Below are 15,265 nucleotides of genomic sequence, written 5' to 3' on the forward strand. Positions count from 1 at the left end.
GCTACCCTGCCGTGCTGGCGTCCTACTTGCTTGTGCCAGCCTCCGGCGCGGATTCCGTTGCCTTGTGGCCGGAACTTCCGGATACCGGCGACTCCGGAGTTGGCTGGTAGCCGTCCCCGGATGCCGGGTCCTCCTCCGTTGGGGCGGAAGGGATCCGGGCACCATTTTGGTTATCTGGGAGATTATCACGCGATTCACTATCTGAGACAGGAAAGTCCGCATCGCGGACGGGATCCTTTTCTTCTCCCGCAGCGTCAATGACGTCGTCTGCTGCCGGTGCGCGGCCGGCCAGGAACGGTGTGTCCGGTTCCGGGCGGCCTTTCAGTCCCACGAGGACAAACACGATGAGTGCTGCCACAAAGACAAAGATGCTGGTCCAGACGTTGAGCCTGGTGGTGATGCCGAAGAGGTTGATTTGTTCGGCGTCGTCGATCCGCATCGCTTCGATCCAGACCCGGCCCAAAGTGTAGTACATGGCGTAGAGCCAGAAGAGCCGGGCACGGCGGAAATCGAATCGGCGGTCCAGTGCCAGCAGGATGAGCACGCCGGCGACGTTCCAGAGCGACTCATACAGGAACGTGGGGTGGAAGAGGGTGTCGGCCGGCATGCCGGCCGGAAAGTTGGCGTTGTCCGCATCAATCTGCAGGCCCCACGGCAGGGTGGTGGGCCCGCCGAAAAGTTCCTGGTTAAAGTAGTTACCCCATCGGCCAAGCGCCTGGGCCAGCAGCAGACCGGGCGCAGCGGCGTCCAGGAAGGCGGTGAGTTTCACGCCTGTCCGGCGGCACCCGATCCAGGCGCCCAGGACGCCCAGAACCACGGCACCCCAGATTCCGAGTCCGCCACGCTGGATCTGCGGGATGAGCCACAGGTCCCCGGTCCCGTCGAAGCCGGGCCCGAAGTAGGCGTCCGGAGAGGAAACCACGTGATAGAGGCGGCCGCCGATGATGCCAAAGGGAATCGCCCAGATGACAATGTCCCAAACGCTGCCTTCGGGCGCACCGCGGCGGGCCCACCTGACGGACGTAAGCCACAGGCCCGCGATGATCCCGGCGAGGATGCACAGGGCATAAGCGTGGATCCGCAGAGTCCCCCACGGCAGCGGGATGTCGAAGCCGGACCAGTCCGGGCTGGGGATGCTGGCCGGCACCAGGGCGGCGGCCTGAAGGAGAATCTGCATGGTGGTTAGGCTTCTTCCCTGACGAGTCCCGCGCTCAGGTCCCGGGTGAGGTCCGCGACGGCGGCGACTCCCCCGTCACGGATGGCGGCCACGAGCGCTGTGCCAACGATGACACCGTCCGCGTAGGCTGCGATCTCGCGGACGTGGCTGGCGTTGGAGACACCGAGTCCCACGCACACGCGTTCGGCACCGGCGGCGTGCGTGTCGGCGACGAGCTTCTCTGCGCTGCTGCTGACAGCCAGGCGCGTACCCGTCACGCCCATGATGGAGACGGCGTACACAAAGCCCCTGCTTGCCTTGACCGTCATGGCCAGGCGTTCGGGGCTGGAGGACGGCGCCACGAGGAATACGCGGTCCAGTCCGTACTTGTCCGACGCAGCGAACCATTCCGATGCTTCGTCCGGGATGAGGTCGGGCGTGATGAGCCCGGCTCCCCCGGCCTCGGCCAGCCGGCGGGAGAACTCGTCCACACCCAACCGGACCACGGGGTTCCAGTAGGTCATCACCAGCACGGCGACGTCTGTGGCCGCCGTAATGCCGGCGACCACGTCAAAGACGCTTTCGACCCGGAATCCGTTGGCTATCGCTTCGGTGGTGGCAGCCTGGATGACAGGGCCGTCCATGACCGGATCCGAGTAGGGAATACCGATTTCGATCAGGTCGGCACCGTTCTTCGCCATGGCAATGCCTGCGTCGATGCTGGCCTGGACGTCCGGGTACCCGGCAGGAAGGTAGCAGACGAGCGCTGAGCGTCCGGCGTCCCGTGCTCGGTCGATGGCGGCGGCGGACTTGCTGGCCGTCTGTTCAGTCATCAGTTCTGGTCCTCGTTATTGTCCGCGGCGCTGCTGGCAGGAGCGGCTGTGGCGGGAACGGCTTCAGTCTCTGCCCGGTCGGCAGGGCCCTTGGGCTTACGGGTGGACAGGTTGGTGCCCTTGACCTTGCCCTCCTCATCGAGCATGTCAAACCATTCGGCGGCGGTCTCAACGTCCTTGTCGCCGCGGCCGGAAAGGTTCACAATAATCACCGTTTCGGACGGGTTGGCAGTGCCTTCGGTGAGGCGCTTGCCAACCTTGATGGCACCCGCGAGGGCGTGTGAGGACTCGATGGCGGGAATGATGCCCTCCGTCCGGCACAGCAGCTTGAACGCATCCATTGCTTCGCTGTCGGTGATGGGCCCATAGCTGACGCGTCCAATATCGGCCAGGTAGGCGTGCTCCGGGCCAACACCCGGGTAGTCCAGGCCTGCCGAAATCGAATGCGACTCGATGGTTTGGCCGTCGTCGTCCTGCATGAGGTAGGAGCGTGCGCCGTGCAGGACGCCGGGCTTGCCAAGGGTGATGGTGGCTGCGTGCCGGCCGGTGTCCACTCCGTCGCCGCCGGCTTCAAAGCCGTAGATCTTAACGGACGGATCATCCAGGAATCCGTGGAAGATGCCGATTGCGTTGGAACCGCCGCCGATGCAGGCGCAGACGGCGTCGGGCAGTTTGCCGGTCTGCTCCAGGATCTGGGCGCGGGCTTCCTCGCCGATGACCTCGTGGAAAAAACGGACCATGGCCGGGAACGGGTGCGCCCCGGCGGCGGTACCCAGCAGGTAGTGGGTGTTGTCCACGTTGCTGACCCAGTCCCGGAGGGCATCGTTGATGGCGTCCTTAAGGGTCTGCGAACCGTTCACCACGGGCACCACGGTGGCGCCCAGCAGCTGCATCCGGGCGACATTCAGCGCCTGCCGGCGGCAGTCCTCGGCGCCCATGTACACAACGCATTCCAGGCCGAGGAGCGCGGCGGCGGTGGCGCTGGCAACGCCGTGCTGCCCGGCACCGGTCTCGGCGATGACGCGGGTTTTGCCCATGCGCTTGGCCAGCAGGGCCTGGCCCAGGACGTTGTTGATCTTGTGGGATCCGGTGTGGTTGAGGTCCTCGCGCTTAAGGAAAATCCGGGCGCCGCCGGCGTGCTCGGAAAACCGCTTGGCTTCGGTCAGCAGCGAGGGACGGCCGGAGTAATTCTTGTTCAGGTCCGAGAGCTGGGCAAGGAATTCGGGATCTGCCTTGGCCTTTTCAAAGGTATCTTCGAGCTCGTCCAAGGCGGCGATCAGCGATTCCGGCATCCAACGCCCGCCGTAGCCACCGAAGTATGGCCCCGGGGCGTGCTTCAGCGAGCCGCCCTGCAGGAAAGCGTCCGCAGCGTTGTTGTCAGCGTTTTCTGAGGGTGCGTCAACCATCAGTCTCACCGTCCTGTTCAAGTTGGTCGTTCGGAAGTGTTGTACCGCCGGCGCCAGGCCGGCGGGTGCCCGGACTAGGCCCGGGCGGCGATGGCGGCAGCGCCGGCCGCCGTGAATTCGGCGATCCGGTCACGCGGCGTTGAGTCGCTGACCAGGGCCTCGCCCACCAGGATGGCGTTGGCGCCGTTGGCGGCGTAGTGCGTCACGTCGTCCACGCCGCGCACACCGGATTCGGCGATGACCAGCGCTTCGGCCGGAATCAGTCCGGCGAGTGAGGCGAAAACTGAACGGTCGACGTCGAGCGTCTTCAGGTTGCGCACGTTGACGCCGATGATGCGCGCCTCAGCCGCCACTGCACGTTCGATCTCCTCTTTCGTGTGCGTCTCCACGAGCACGTTCATGCCGAGTTCGCGGCTGAGGGCGCTGAACTCCCGGAGTTGGCTGTCGGCGAGCGACGCCACGATGAGCAGGATCAGGTCCGCGCCGTGGGCGCGGGCCTCCCAGATCTGGTACTCGTCGAGCGTGAAGTCCTTGCGGAGCAGCGGAATGTCCACGCGGGCACGCACGGCGTCCAGGTCCGCAAGGGACCCGTTGAAGCGCCGCTGTTCGGTGAGGACGCTGATCACTGCTGCGCCGCCGTCGGCATACTGCTCTGCCAGCGCTGCCGGATCCACAATTGTGGCGAGGTCACCCTTGGACGGGCTGCGCCGCTTGATTTCCGCGATGACCTTCAGCTGGTCCCGCTGCACCGCGGTGCCGCCGAGTGCCGACCAGGCGTCCCGGGCGGGTGCCGCGGCCGCAGCCATGTCCTTCAGTTCCGCGAGCGGAACGAGACGCTTCCTGGCCTCCATATCCTCCCTGACACCGGCATTGATGTCATCGAGAACAGTCGCCATCAGTGGCCGGAGCTCTTCAGCTTGCTGCCTTCGACACCGTAGCCGGCCTTGCGCATGACGTAGCCGAGGATGAGGCCGAGGACCATCACGGCCGCGCCCGCGATGAAGATGGGGGTGTTGGCAATGACAAAGGCGATGGACGCTATGAGGGCGCCGACCAGCATAACGATGACGCAGGTCCAGGCCGCGGGGCTGTTGCCGTGGCCAAGTTCCTGGCTGTGGTCAACGACGCCGGGGGCAACGGTCCGGGTGCCTGATTTCGATACGGAAGCGGGTGCTTTGCTCATGTGAATCTCCTCGGGATGAATACTGCTTACATTCTGCCATTTTTTGGCCGCGACCTGACCATCGGCAGACCGGGCTCAGGTTTTAGCGCGCTGCACGGCTCTGGCTGCGGGCGGGGTTCAGGTGGGGTCGTCGCCGCGCGAGAGCCGGTCCCAGCTGTCGATCTCGTCCACAGGACCAGTGGCGGCTGGCGCGCTGCCGGCGGGCGCCCCATAGGTGGCCGCGTCATATTTGGTCCGCGATTTCCAGTGCCGGCCAGCGGGGATGATCAGCAGGGCGGCCAGCGCCAGCAGGGTGGCGGCGACGACAGCGAGGACAGGGAAGGCGGTAACAGCCACTTCCGCGTGGCCGCCGGTGACCCCTGTGGCAGCGGCGATCGAACCCTGCGCGGCGCCCAGCGGGTCAGCCAGCACAGTGGCGGCCGCGGCGATGATGCCTACGGAGGCAAACACGATGAGGGCGATGATGACCCACCGAGCGAACTTTCCGGCGATGGATGCTGCCAGTCCGCCTGCCAGGGCAACGACAGCCAGGGCCGTCACCGCGGTAGCGGCCTTGCTGCCCTGGACCGGAAGGGTGTTCTGGTCCCCCGCGGCCTGGCCCACCTGGTTGGCGTCCAGGCTGACAGTAATCCAGGTCTGGGTGGTGGCTCCGAACACGGCCAGGGCAAGGAAGGCAATCAGCAGTACCAGCGTGGATTTCCTGGCCCAGGCCGGCGTCATACGGCGCCCTGGCTTTCACCGGCGGAGGTGCCGGCGTCGCTGGTCTGAGAGGTGGCGGGGAGCGATTCCGCCGCAATGTTGTGCAGCGATCCGGCGGTGTGCACGGCCCGGAGAGGAGCGGCGGCCTTGTTCACGGTCTCCAGCGCTTCTGTGGGGTTCACCGAGTCCGCCACGATGCCTCCGCCGGCCTGGACATAGGCGCGTCCTTCGCGGAGAAGGGCCGAGCGGATGGCAATGGCCATATCCATGTCGCCGGCGAAGTCGAGGTACCCCACCACCCCGCCGTAGATGCCGCGGCGGTGCGGTTCCAGCTCATCCAGCAGACGCAGAGCCCTGGGTTTCGGGGCACCGGACAGGGTGCCCGCGGGGAAGGTGGCTTTCAGGACGTCGTAGGCGTTGGCGGCCGGGGACAGCTTGCCCACCACAGTGGAGACCAGGTGCATGATGTGGCTGAAGCGCTCCACCTCCATAAACTGGGTGACGTCCACGGTTCCCGCGACGCAGACCTTGGACAGATCGTTGCGGGACAGGTCCACGAGCATCAGGTGTTCGGCGCGTTCCTTCTGGTCGGCCAGCAGTTCCTCCGCAAGGGCTTTGTCTGCCTCCACGGTTTTGCCGCGAGGCCGTGAACCGGCGATCGGGTGGGTGATTACTTCCTCACCGGTCACCGTCACCAGAGCCTCGGGCGAGGACCCCACGATCGAGTACTCCCGCCCGTCGGCGTCCTCGAGGCTGAAGATGTACATGTACGGGCTGGGGTTGGTGTTTCTCAGGACCCGGTACACGTCAAGCGGCGAGGCCCCGCATTCCATCTCGAAGCGGCGTGAAATCACCACCTGGAACACTTCGCCGTCCACAATGGCTTTCTTGCCGCGGTCAAGGGCGGCCAGGTACGAGGGTTCGTCCCACCGTTCTTCGACGCTGGCAGCGAAATCCAGGGCGGCGGGTTCCAGTACGGAGACCGGCTGGGCCACGGGCGTGCTGATCCGGGTGAGGAGGGCCTTGACCCGTGCTACGGCATCTTCCCAGGCCTCGTCCACACGGTCGGAGCTGCCATCGAAGTTGATGGCGTTGGCGATCAGCAGCACGGTGCCGTCATGGTTGTCGTGCACTGCCATGTCGGTGACCAGGTTCAGCGCCATCTCGGGCAGGTGGAGGTCATCCTCCGGCGGGCTGGTCAGCCGTTCCCAATGGCGGACGGTCTCCCAGCCCAGGAAGCCGACGAGTCCGGAAGTGAAAGGCGGCAGTCCGTCAAACCTGTTGGTCCGCAGGGCTTCGATGGTGTCGCGGATGGCGTCCACGGGGTTGCCGTCCAGGGGCACGCCCGCAGGTGGCTGGCCCAGCCAGTGCGCCTGGCCGTTCTTGGTGGTCAGGGTTGCCCGGGACTTCGCGCCGATGAAGGAATACCGCGACCACGTGCCGCCCACCGCCGCGGACTCCATCAGGAACGTGCCGGGCTGGCCTTGCGCCAGCTTCCGGTAGAGGCCGATAGGCGTTTCCGCGTCCGCCAGCACTTTGAGCGTGACGGGGATGACCCGGCTGTTGCCGGCGAGTTCGCGGAACTCCTCGAGGCCCGGGCTGATGATTCCAAGGTCCTGCATGGCTATGCTTCGCCGCCTGTTCTTGTGTGTCGACTGGTGACTGCCGCCGGGTGTGGAACCGCGCCAGTCATTGCTGCCAATAAGTGTGTGCCCACCGGGCGGTCATCCGCCCATAGGCCGTGGATCAGAGCGCCTCGCCTGTCTGGACTTCCAGGTCCCTGCCGTCGAAGCAGGTCCGGGTGCCGGTGTGGCATGCCGCGCCGACCTGGTCCACGCGGATCAGGAGGGCATCGCCGTCGCAGTCCACGGCAACGGATTTGACCCACTGGACGTGGCCGGAGGTGTCGCCCTTGCGCCAATACTCCTGGCGGGAGCGGGAATAGAACGTGACCCGGCCGCTGGTCATGGTGCGGTGCAGTGCTTCGTCGTCCATCCAGCCCAGCATCAGCACCTCGTTCGTATCGAACTGCTGCACAACGGCGGCCACGAGCCCGGCGCCGTCACGCTTAAGCGCGTCCGCGATGGCGGGTGGAAGCGGGCTTGTGGCGGGGGCCGGGACAATTACGGGGGCGGAGGCGGGCTGCTCAGACATCAGACCAAGTCTAGTGCCTGATCAACGGCCCCCGAATATGCACAAGCAGGCATGCAAGCAGTGTATGAACAAGGGCACCCCCGGCTGGCGGTTCCGATGCCCAACTTCGCTGCTCTCGTGCTAGTTTCACAAGTGATGCATTTCGTCGAACCGTCCCGAGAAGTCCTGGCCGAAACCCTGCTGGCGGCCGGCCCTGATGCCCCCACCCTCTGCCGAGGCTGGCGCACCAGGGACCTAGCCGCGCACCTTTACCTGCGCGAACGCAAGGCGGCCGTGGGCCTGGGCCTCATCATCAAAAGCCTGTCCAAGGCTTCTGATAAGGCCACAGCCAGGCTCGCGGCGAAGCTTACAACCGGTGCCGACTACACCGGTCTGGTGAACACCTTCCGCGGCGGCCCGCCGGCGCTCTCTCCCATGAACATCAGGGCATTGGACGAGAGCTCCAACCTGATCGAATATTTCGTCCACACCGAGGACATCCGCCGGGCCGTGGACCGCTGGGCGCCGCGCGCCCTCGACGAGGCCTATTCGGACGCCCTCTGGGATGAGTTGATCAAACGGGCAGCCATTCTTTACCGCGGCGTGGACCTGGGTATTGTGCTGGTGCGCCCATCCGGGCCGCGGCACGTCGCCAAGCGGGCACCCGTTTCGGTGGCGATCGTTGGTGAGCCGGGCGAACTGCTGATGCACGCCCACGGACGGACCCGCCACGCTTTGGTCACCTTCGAAGGCCAGCCAGACGCCGTCGCCCTGCTGCAGTCAGCAGAAGTCGGCCTTTAACTAAAGCAACGCGGGGTCACTTAGCGCCCATCCCGGAAGGGATTACGGGCGCGAAGTGACCCCGCGTTGCTTGGGCCCACGTCTCCAGGGAACGGGTGGGGACTAACGGACGTCGAAGCCCGCTTCGCGGATGGCCTGCTTGACCTGGGACATCATGTTGTCCGGTCCCCAGTGGAAGATCGACGCTGCCAGCACGGCATCCGCTCCTGCGGCAACGGCAGGCGGGAAGTGCGCCGGTTCCCCGGCGCCGCCTGAGGCAATGATCGGCACTTTCACCGCTGCCCGGACCATGCGGATCAGTTCCAGGTCGAAGCCGTCCTTGGTGCCGTCGGCGTCGATGGAGTTGAGTAGGATTTCGCCGATGCCGCGGTCTGCGGCCTCCCTGGCCCACTCGATGGCGTCGATCCCGGTACCCGTACGTCCACCGTGGGTGGTCACTTCAAACCCCGACGGCGTGGGCCGGGACCCCGGGCGGGTCCGGCGGGCGTCCACTGACAGGACCAGCACCTGCGAACCGAAGTGCCGGCTGATTTCGTTGATGACGTCCGGCCGGGCAACGGCGGCTGTGTTGATGGAGGCCTTGTCCGCGCCGAAACGCAGGAGTTTGTCCACCTCGGCGACGCCGCGGACACCGCCGCCCACGGTCAGGGGGATGAAGACTTCTTCGGCCGTGCGGCGAACCACATCGAAGGTGGTTTCACGGTTCCCGGAGGACGCCGTGACGTCCAGGAACGTCAGTTCGTCGGCGCCCGCATTGTCGTAGCGGTGGGCCAGCCCCACCGGGTCGCCCGCGTCGCGGAGCCCCTCGAAGTTGATGCCCTTCACAACGCGCCCGGCGTCGACATCGAGGCAGGGGATGACTCGTACAGCTACAGCCATGGGGACTCCTGGAATTCTCGGGTGGATTCTGCGGCGCGGGGTGAACCGGCCGGGACGCTCAGATACGGCAGGCGTGGATGCTGCTGACCAGGATGGCGCGGGCGCCGAGGTCGTAGAGCTCATCCATGATCCGGTTGGTTTCCTTCTTCGGAACCATGGACCGGACAGCCACCCAGTCGGAGTCGCGCAGCGGCGAGACGGTGGGCGATTCCAGGCCGGGAGTCAGCGCGGCAGCCTGTTCCACGAGTTCCTTGCGAATGTCGTAGTCCATCAGCACGTACTGGCGCGCCACGAGGACGCCCTGCAGGCGGCGGATCAGGACTTCAATCTCCTTGACGGTGCCGTTCGCGGCGCCGCCATCGCCGGTGCGGCGGATCAGGACAGCTTCTGACTTGAGGATCGGCTCGCCGAAGATTTCCATCCCGGCGGCCTTGAGGGTGTTGCCCGTTTCCACGACGTCGGCGATGGCGTCCGCTACGCCGAGGCGCACGGAAGACTCCACGGCACCATCAAGCCTGACCACCTTTGCGTTGATGCCCCGCTCGGCGAGGTAGCCGCGGAGCAGCCCGTCGTAGCTGGTGGCGAGGCGCTTGCCTTCCAACTCTTCAGCGGCGGCGAAATCGCCCACGGGTCCGGCGAAGCGGAATGTGGACGCAGCGAAGCCCAGGGGCAGCAGTTCCTCGGCCTCCACCTCGGCGTCAAGCAGCAGGTCGCGGCCGGTGATGCCAACGTCGAGGGTTCCGCGTCCAACGTACACGGCGATGTCGCGCGGGCGGAGGAAGAAGAACTCAATGTCGTTGTCAGGGTCCATCATGACCAGCTCGCGGGTGTCACGGCGCTGGCGGTAGCCTGCTTCAGACAACATGGCGGAGGCGGCTTCGGACAGGGAGCCCTTATTGGGTACGGCTACTCGCAGCATGGGGGTCTTTCTTGGTTGGGAGGTCTATGGATCAGGCAAACGGGCCACGCAGGGCACCGGCAGGCAGCTGTCGGCCGCCGGGTGCCGGGTGCCGCAGTGGCTACAGATGCTTGTAGACGTCTTCCAGGGTCAGTCCTTTAGCGAGCATCAGAACCTGCAGGTGGTAGAGCAGCTGCGAGATTTCCTCAGCCGTGGCCTCATCGGATTCGTACTCAGCGGCCATCCAGACTTCGGCTGCTTCCTCCACGACTTTCTTGCCAATGCCGTGGACTCCGGACTCCAATTCAGCGACGGTGCGGGAGCCTGCCGGGCGGGTGGCTGCCTTCTCACTCAGTTCAGCGAACAGCGTCTCGAAATTCTTCACGCCCTACAGCCTACTTGCTGCCGGCCCGGGGGCGCCTTTCGGGCCGCTGCATGACGGGCCCGATGTGAGCGAACACACACCGCGTCCGGCAGCTTGCCGCCAACAAGCGGCTGCTACTTGTACTGCTTGAGGAGCACTGCGGTGGCCAGGGCCGCCGTCACTGCCTCGTGGCCCTTGTCCTCGCTGGAGCCCGGCAGGCCGGCACGGTCCAGTCCCTGCTGCTCCGTATCGCAGGTCAGCACGCCGAATCCCACCGGCACGCCGGTGGAGACACTGACATCGGTCAGTCCCGACGTCGCCGCCTGGCAGACGTATTCAAAGTGCGGCGTACCGCCACGGATCACGACGCCGAGGGCCACCACTGCGTCAAAGTGCGGTGCCAGCCGCGCGGCAGCGACGGGAAGCTCGAAGGCACCGGGAACGCGCAGTACGGTGGGTTCGCTGATGCCTGCATCTTTGGCGGCGCGCAGGGCACCGTCCAGCAGTCCGTCCATGATCTGGGTGTGCCAGCTGGCTGCCACAATGGCCAACCGCAGCTGCGACGTTTCCGCAGGGTTGAGGGTGGTGAGGTCAATATCTGGTGCGCCGTGTCCGCTCATGCGTGAATCTGGTCCGTTCAGTTTTGGTCGTGGTCGAAATCGTCGGCGGCGCCGCTTGGCACCGTGACAATGTGTGTGTCCAGCGTCAGCCGGTGCTCCATGCGGTCCTTTTTGGTCTGCAGGTAGCGGATGTTCTGGTCACGGGACGGCACCTCCGTGGGCACCATTTCCACTACCTTCACGCCGGCTTTGGCGAGCCTGTTCTTTTTGTCCGGGTTGTTGCTCAGGAGCCGGATCTCGTGGAGGCCCATCTCGGCCAGGATCTGGGCGGCCGCCTTGTAGCAGCGGGCGTCCACCGGCAGTCCCAGCTGTTCGTTGGCCTCCACGGTGTCAAAGCCCGCTTCCTGGAGGGCGTAGGCCTTGATTTTGTTGGCCAGGCCTATCCCCCGGCCTTCCTGCCCGCGCAGGTACAGCAGCGTGCCGCCAAACTCGTTGATCAGCTCCAAGGCATAGGCCAGCTGTTCGCCGCAGTCACAACGGTAGGAGCCGAAGACATCGCCGGTCAGGCACTCGGAATGCAGCCTGACCAGCGGAGCAACGCCATCGTTGGGCGGGTTGGGCGAGCTCACCGCCAGGTGCTCGGCGCCCGTGACCAGGTCTGTCCACGCTTGGGTGATGAAATCGCCAAAGGCCGTGGGCAGCTGCACAATAGGACCGCCGCTCACGGGGTGGTGGGCCCGGCCATTGCCGGCCGCCCCCTGATGGTGGCCGTTCTGGTGGCTGTCGTCCGAAACTCCGGAAGCCGTCATCATTACTCCTCTACTCCGCCCGGGCGTCCGGCCCGGTGTCACTGTCGGCGGGCGTCCCGGCTCCTGCTTCAAGGTAGGCCACCAGATCCTCAATCGAGATCAGGGGGCACCCGTGTTCAGCAGCGAATCCCCGCAGCCCGTCGAGCCGCATCATTTCACCGTCGTCGTACACAACCTCGGCGATCACGCCCACGGGCTCCAAGCCGGCGAGCCGGCAAAGGTCCACGGCCGCTTCGGTATGGCCCGGGCGTTCACGCACTCCACCGTTAACTGCCCGGAGCGGGAAAATATGCCCGGGCCGGGTCACGGCCGCCGGGCCGGCGCCCGGGTCTGCGAGGACGCGGGCCGTGAGGGCCCGGTCCGTGGCGGAGATTCCGGTGCTTACACCCACCGCCGCGTCGCAGGAAATGGTGTACGCGGTGCCCTTCGCGTCCTGGTTCACGGCCACCATTGGCGGCAGTGCGAGGGCGTCGGCGCGCTCGCCGGTCAGGGGGACGCAAATGACGCCGGAGCTGTAGCGGATGGTCCAGCCCATGAGGGCAGGGGTGGCATGCTGTGCGGCGAAGATGATGTCGCCTTCGTTTTCGCGGTCCTCGTTGTCCACCACCAGCACGGGCCGGCCGGCGGCCATGGCGCGGATGGCATCTTCCACAGGGTCAAGTCCGAAGGTTGCGCTAGGCACCGGGCCGGCGTCCGCGGCCGGTTCCAGCCGGACGGTGCCGTTCATTGTTCGCCCCCGGTGGTTGCGCCGGTGCTGAATGCCAGTAACCGTTCGGTGTATTTGGCCAGCACGTCGACTTCAAGGTTGACCCTGCTGCCGGTGTTCTTGGCCCCCAGGCCGGTCTCCGCCAGCGTGGTGGGGATCAGCCCCACTTCGAACCAGGGCTGCGGCTCCACGGCCGGGCTGACGGCCGTGACGGTGAGCGAGACGCCGTCGATCGCGATGGAGCCCTTCTCCGCGATATAGCGGGCGAGGTTGGCTGGCACACCGAAGCGGAGGCGATCCCAGTTGCCGAGCGGCTCGCGCTCCAGCAACTGCCCGACGCCGTCGACGTGGCCCTGGACGACGTGGCCGTCCAGCCGGCCGCCGGCGGGGACACAACGCTCAAGGTTCACCGGGTCACCGGTGGCAAGTTCGCCGATGGTACTGCGGACGAGGGTTTCGCCCATCACGTCAACACTGAATTCTTTGCCGTCGATTGCGGTGGCCGTCAGACAGACTCCGTTGACAGCGATGGAGCCGCCCAGCCCGAGCCCTTCGGTGGTGCCGGGCGCGCGAAGGCGGAGCGTTGCGCTGGCATCCCCGTCCCGCTCCACGGACAGAACTTGTCCCTGCTCGGCAATTATTCCGGTAAACATCAGTAGCCTCCCATGGCTGGTTCCGCGGCAGCGCGGGATAGTTGTGGTTCAAAAGCTTCGGTTGGTTCTGGTCGGAGGTGCAGCCTCAGGTCCCGGCCCAGGGTCAGGACCGCGCCGCCGTCGGAGGGGTCCCAGTCCCAGTGCCGGGCATCCGCGAGGGTGGTGATTCCGAGTCCGTTGAGGGCGGGAGTTCCGGAGCCCAGCAGGGTGGGGGCAACGTAGACAATGAGTTCGTCCACAAGTCCGGCAGCCAGAAATGAACTGAGGATGTGTGAGCCGCCTTCCACCATGACGTGGCGGACTCCCTCTGCGTAAAGGAGCGAGAGCGCCTCCCGGGGATCCCGCGTGGCGAGGTGGAGCACGTTACCGTCATCACCGTGGACGGCGGCGTCGGCCGGAATGTCGCGCAGGCCCATCACGGCCCGCAGCGGCTGCTTGCCCGATGTCGCTCCGGACTCGTCCCGGGCTGACAGCCGGGGGTTGTCCACCAGCACGGTCTGGGTCCCCACGAGGATGGCGTCAATCCGCCGCCTGAGCCCGTGGTTGTCAGCGAGTGACTCGGGCGAGGAGATCCACTGGCTCGTGCCGTCCTCGGCGGCGATCCGGCCATCCAGCGTCTGGGCGATGTGCAGGGTCACGAACGGGCGTAGTGCGGCCACTCCCAAAAACCACTGACGGTTCAACTCGAACGACTCGCCGGCAGCGAGGCCGCTGCGGACGTGCACGCCGGCCTTCCGGAGGGTGGCCGCGCCGCCCGCCGCAGGGTCATGCGGGTCGTCGACGGCATAGACCACGTCCGTGATTCCGGCACGGACGATCGCCTGTGTGCAGGGACCCGTGCGGCCGCTGTGGTCACAGGGTTCCAGCGTGATCACCATTGTGCAGCCGCTCAGGTCCAGCCCGGCGGCCTCAGCCTGGGTGATGGCGTCCGCTTCCGCATGGGGTGTGCCGGCGCCGCGGTGGTAGCCCGTCACAAGCCGGTGACCGGCAGCATCGATGACGACGGCGCCCACCAGCGGATTCGCCCCGCGCGGACCCTGCAGGGCTGCTTCGAGCGCCGCGTCCATGGCGGCGGTTTCGGCGGCGGTGAACGCCGTGACGTTTTCGATCCGGGTCATGGGGCAGCCACCAGTTGGGCGGCTGCGGTTCCCGGAGCATGGGAAATCCTGGCTTCAAAGAGCCATCGCAAGGGGTTCATGTGTGTTGTCGTTCCTTCCCTCTAGAACCGCGATGGCTCCGGGGGTATACGACAGCAGAAGACCGCAGCGCCAAAGGGCGCCGCAGATACAGCTGTACGTGCTTCTCTCATCCAGACTTTAACTGTCGGTACCGGAATTTCACCAGTTCAACCGTCCGCCGGTTCCTTCCCTGAAGGGGAAAACGCCGGCTCGCGGGTCGCGGACTATCACCGCCGGTTCGGACTTACACCGACCCCGGAGCACGTATTGTGTGTTGCTATTGTGCCATAACCACAAGGTGGCCCAGACTATTCCGCGGACGCCGCACGTAACTTTATGCTGCCGGCTTCGCGGAGCCGTCCGATGGCTGCAGCCGGGTCCTCCGCGCCGTAAACAGCCGAACCCGCGACGAACACGTTCGCGCCTGCTTCGGCGGCGCGCAGAATGGTTTCCTCGGTAATGCCGCCGTCCACCTGGATGGCGACATTGATTCCGGAGCCGTCAATGGCTGCCCGGGCCCTGCGGATCTTGGGCAGGGTGAAGTCCAGGAACGCCTGACCACCGAACCCCGGCTCCACCGTCATGATCAGGAGCATGTCCAGTTCCTCAAGCATGTCCAGGTAGGGTTCCACAGCCGTGGCAGGGCGCAGCGCCATGCCGGCCTTGGAGCCGCGGGCCCTCAGTTCGCGGGCCAGTTTGACCGGCGCAATGGAGGCTTCAGCGTGGAAGGTCACGGAGGCCAGCCCTGCGTCGGCGAACCCCGGCGCCCAGCGGTCGGCGTCGGAGATCATCAGGTGGGCGTCCAGCGGGACGGGGCTGACCGCCTGGATCCGTTGGACCACCGGCAGGCCCAAGGTGAGGTTGGGGACAAAGTGGTTGTCCATAACATCCACGTGCACGGCGTCAGCGTTGCTGATGCGCTGCAGTTCGGCTTCGAGGTTGACGAAGTCGGCGGACAGGATGCTGGGATTGATGCAGCATTGCGGCATGGCGGAACCTTTCACGGG

At 66.0% G+C, this 15,265-nt stretch carries 18 protein-coding genes and 1 riboswitch; of the genes, 1 reads left to right on the forward strand and 17 read right to left on the reverse strand.

Going from position 1 to position 15,265, the window contains the following annotated elements:
* Positions 1-22 precede the first annotated feature (22 nt).
* The 8 genes from lgt to hisI all read right to left on the reverse strand — a co-directional run bounded on the left by lgt (position 23) and on the right by hisI (position 7,431).
* The gene (lgt, locus tag QK290_RS09205) at positions 23-1,177 is read right to left on the reverse strand and encodes a prolipoprotein diacylglyceryl transferase (RefSeq protein WP_282330378.1); all 1,155 of its coding nucleotides are present in this window, start codon (positions 1,175-1,177) and stop codon (positions 23-25) included.
* A 5-nt stretch (positions 1,178-1,182) separates the two neighbouring features.
* Positions 1,183-1,989: a tryptophan synthase subunit alpha gene (gene trpA, locus QK290_RS09210; protein ID WP_282330379.1), complete on the reverse strand. Its 807-nt coding sequence runs from the start codon at positions 1,987-1,989 to the stop codon at positions 1,183-1,185.
* Positions 1,989-3,395 carry a tryptophan synthase subunit beta gene (trpB, locus tag QK290_RS09215; protein ID WP_282330380.1) on the reverse strand — a complete coding sequence of 469 codons (1,407 nt, stop codon included), beginning with the start codon at positions 3,393-3,395 and terminating at the stop codon, positions 1,989-1,991. Before trpB ends, trpA begins: the two co-directional genes overlap by 1 nt.
* A 74-nt stretch (positions 3,396-3,469) precedes the next feature.
* Entirely contained in the window at positions 3,470-4,291 is an 822-nt protein-coding gene (gene trpC, locus QK290_RS09220; protein WP_282330381.1) for an indole-3-glycerol phosphate synthase TrpC, read from the reverse strand.
* A complete protein-coding gene (locus QK290_RS09225) occupies positions 4,291-4,578 on the reverse strand; it encodes an HGxxPAAW family protein (RefSeq protein WP_104062004.1) in 288 nt (95 codons plus the stop codon). Before QK290_RS09225 ends, trpC begins: the two co-directional genes overlap by 1 nt.
* 117 nt (positions 4,579-4,695) lie before the next feature.
* Positions 4,696-5,298: a Trp biosynthesis-associated membrane protein gene (locus QK290_RS09230; protein WP_282330382.1), complete on the reverse strand. Its 603-nt coding sequence runs from the start codon at positions 5,296-5,298 to the stop codon at positions 4,696-4,698.
* Complete coding sequence (locus QK290_RS09235; protein ID WP_282330383.1) at positions 5,295-6,899, reverse strand: anthranilate synthase component I; 1,605 nt, start codon at positions 6,897-6,899, stop codon at positions 5,295-5,297. The genes QK290_RS09230 and QK290_RS09235 overlap by 4 nt, the downstream gene beginning before the upstream one ends.
* A 124-nt stretch (positions 6,900-7,023) precedes the next feature.
* Positions 7,024-7,431: a phosphoribosyl-AMP cyclohydrolase gene (hisI, locus tag QK290_RS09240; RefSeq protein WP_282330384.1), complete on the reverse strand. Its 408-nt coding sequence runs from the start codon at positions 7,429-7,431 to the stop codon at positions 7,024-7,026.
* Positions 7,432-7,566: 135 nt separating this feature from the next.
* On the opposite strand from hisI, the gene QK290_RS09245 reads away from it, so the two are divergent.
* Positions 7,567-8,211 carry a TIGR03085 family metal-binding protein gene (locus QK290_RS09245; RefSeq protein ID WP_282330455.1) on the forward strand — a complete coding sequence of 215 codons (645 nt, stop codon included), beginning with the start codon at positions 7,567-7,569 and terminating at the stop codon, positions 8,209-8,211.
* A gap of 102 nt (positions 8,212-8,313) precedes the next feature.
* Here the strand turns inward: QK290_RS09245 and hisF are convergent, their stop codons facing one another.
* From hisF to rpe, 9 genes are all read right to left on the reverse strand, one after another.
* Complete coding sequence (hisF, locus tag QK290_RS09250; protein ID WP_282330385.1) at positions 8,314-9,090, reverse strand: imidazole glycerol phosphate synthase subunit HisF; 777 nt, start codon at positions 9,088-9,090, stop codon at positions 8,314-8,316.
* Between the two features lie 58 nt (positions 9,091-9,148).
* Positions 9,149-10,009, reverse strand: coding sequence for an ATP phosphoribosyltransferase (gene hisG, locus QK290_RS09255; RefSeq protein ID WP_104061999.1), 861 nt, complete (start codon positions 10,007-10,009; stop codon positions 9,149-9,151).
* A gap of 100 nt (positions 10,010-10,109) precedes the next feature.
* The gene (locus QK290_RS09260) at positions 10,110-10,373 is read right to left on the reverse strand and encodes a phosphoribosyl-ATP diphosphatase (RefSeq protein WP_056345618.1); all 264 of its coding nucleotides are present in this window, start codon (positions 10,371-10,373) and stop codon (positions 10,110-10,112) included.
* Between the two features lie 113 nt (positions 10,374-10,486).
* Positions 10,487-10,972, reverse strand: a complete 486-nt coding sequence (gene ribH, locus QK290_RS09265; protein ID WP_160670188.1) for a 6,7-dimethyl-8-ribityllumazine synthase — start codon at positions 10,970-10,972, stop codon at positions 10,487-10,489.
* A 17-nt stretch (positions 10,973-10,989) separates the two neighbouring features.
* Positions 10,990-11,721: a GTP cyclohydrolase II gene (ribA, locus tag QK290_RS09270; RefSeq protein ID WP_282330386.1), complete on the reverse strand. Its 732-nt coding sequence runs from the start codon at positions 11,719-11,721 to the stop codon at positions 10,990-10,992.
* Positions 11,722-11,731: 10 nt separating this feature from the next.
* Positions 11,732-12,448: a 3,4-dihydroxy-2-butanone-4-phosphate synthase gene (gene ribB, locus QK290_RS09275; protein ID WP_282330387.1), complete on the reverse strand. Its 717-nt coding sequence runs from the start codon at positions 12,446-12,448 to the stop codon at positions 11,732-11,734.
* Positions 12,445-13,080 (reverse strand): riboflavin synthase, encoded by a 636-nt coding sequence (locus tag QK290_RS09280; RefSeq protein ID WP_282330388.1) that lies wholly within the window; start codon positions 13,078-13,080, stop codon positions 12,445-12,447. Before QK290_RS09280 ends, ribB begins: the two co-directional genes overlap by 4 nt.
* Positions 13,080-14,198: a bifunctional diaminohydroxyphosphoribosylaminopyrimidine deaminase/5-amino-6-(5-phosphoribosylamino)uracil reductase RibD gene (gene ribD, locus QK290_RS09285; protein ID WP_282330389.1), complete on the reverse strand. Its 1,119-nt coding sequence runs from the start codon at positions 14,196-14,198 to the stop codon at positions 13,080-13,082. The genes QK290_RS09280 and ribD overlap by 1 nt, the downstream gene beginning before the upstream one ends.
* A 174-nt stretch (positions 14,199-14,372) precedes the next feature.
* Positions 14,373-14,526: riboswitch (FMN riboswitch) on the reverse strand.
* A 40-nt stretch (positions 14,527-14,566) separates the two neighbouring features.
* Positions 14,567-15,247 carry a ribulose-phosphate 3-epimerase gene (rpe, locus tag QK290_RS09290; RefSeq protein WP_282330456.1) on the reverse strand — a complete coding sequence of 227 codons (681 nt, stop codon included), beginning with the start codon at positions 15,245-15,247 and terminating at the stop codon, positions 14,567-14,569.
* Between the last annotated feature and the right edge of the window lie 18 nt (positions 15,248-15,265).

This window comes from Pseudarthrobacter sp. AL07 (genome assembly GCF_029960665.1).
In the GTDB taxonomy this organism is placed as follows: Bacteria; Actinomycetota; Actinomycetes; order Actinomycetales; family Micrococcaceae; genus Arthrobacter.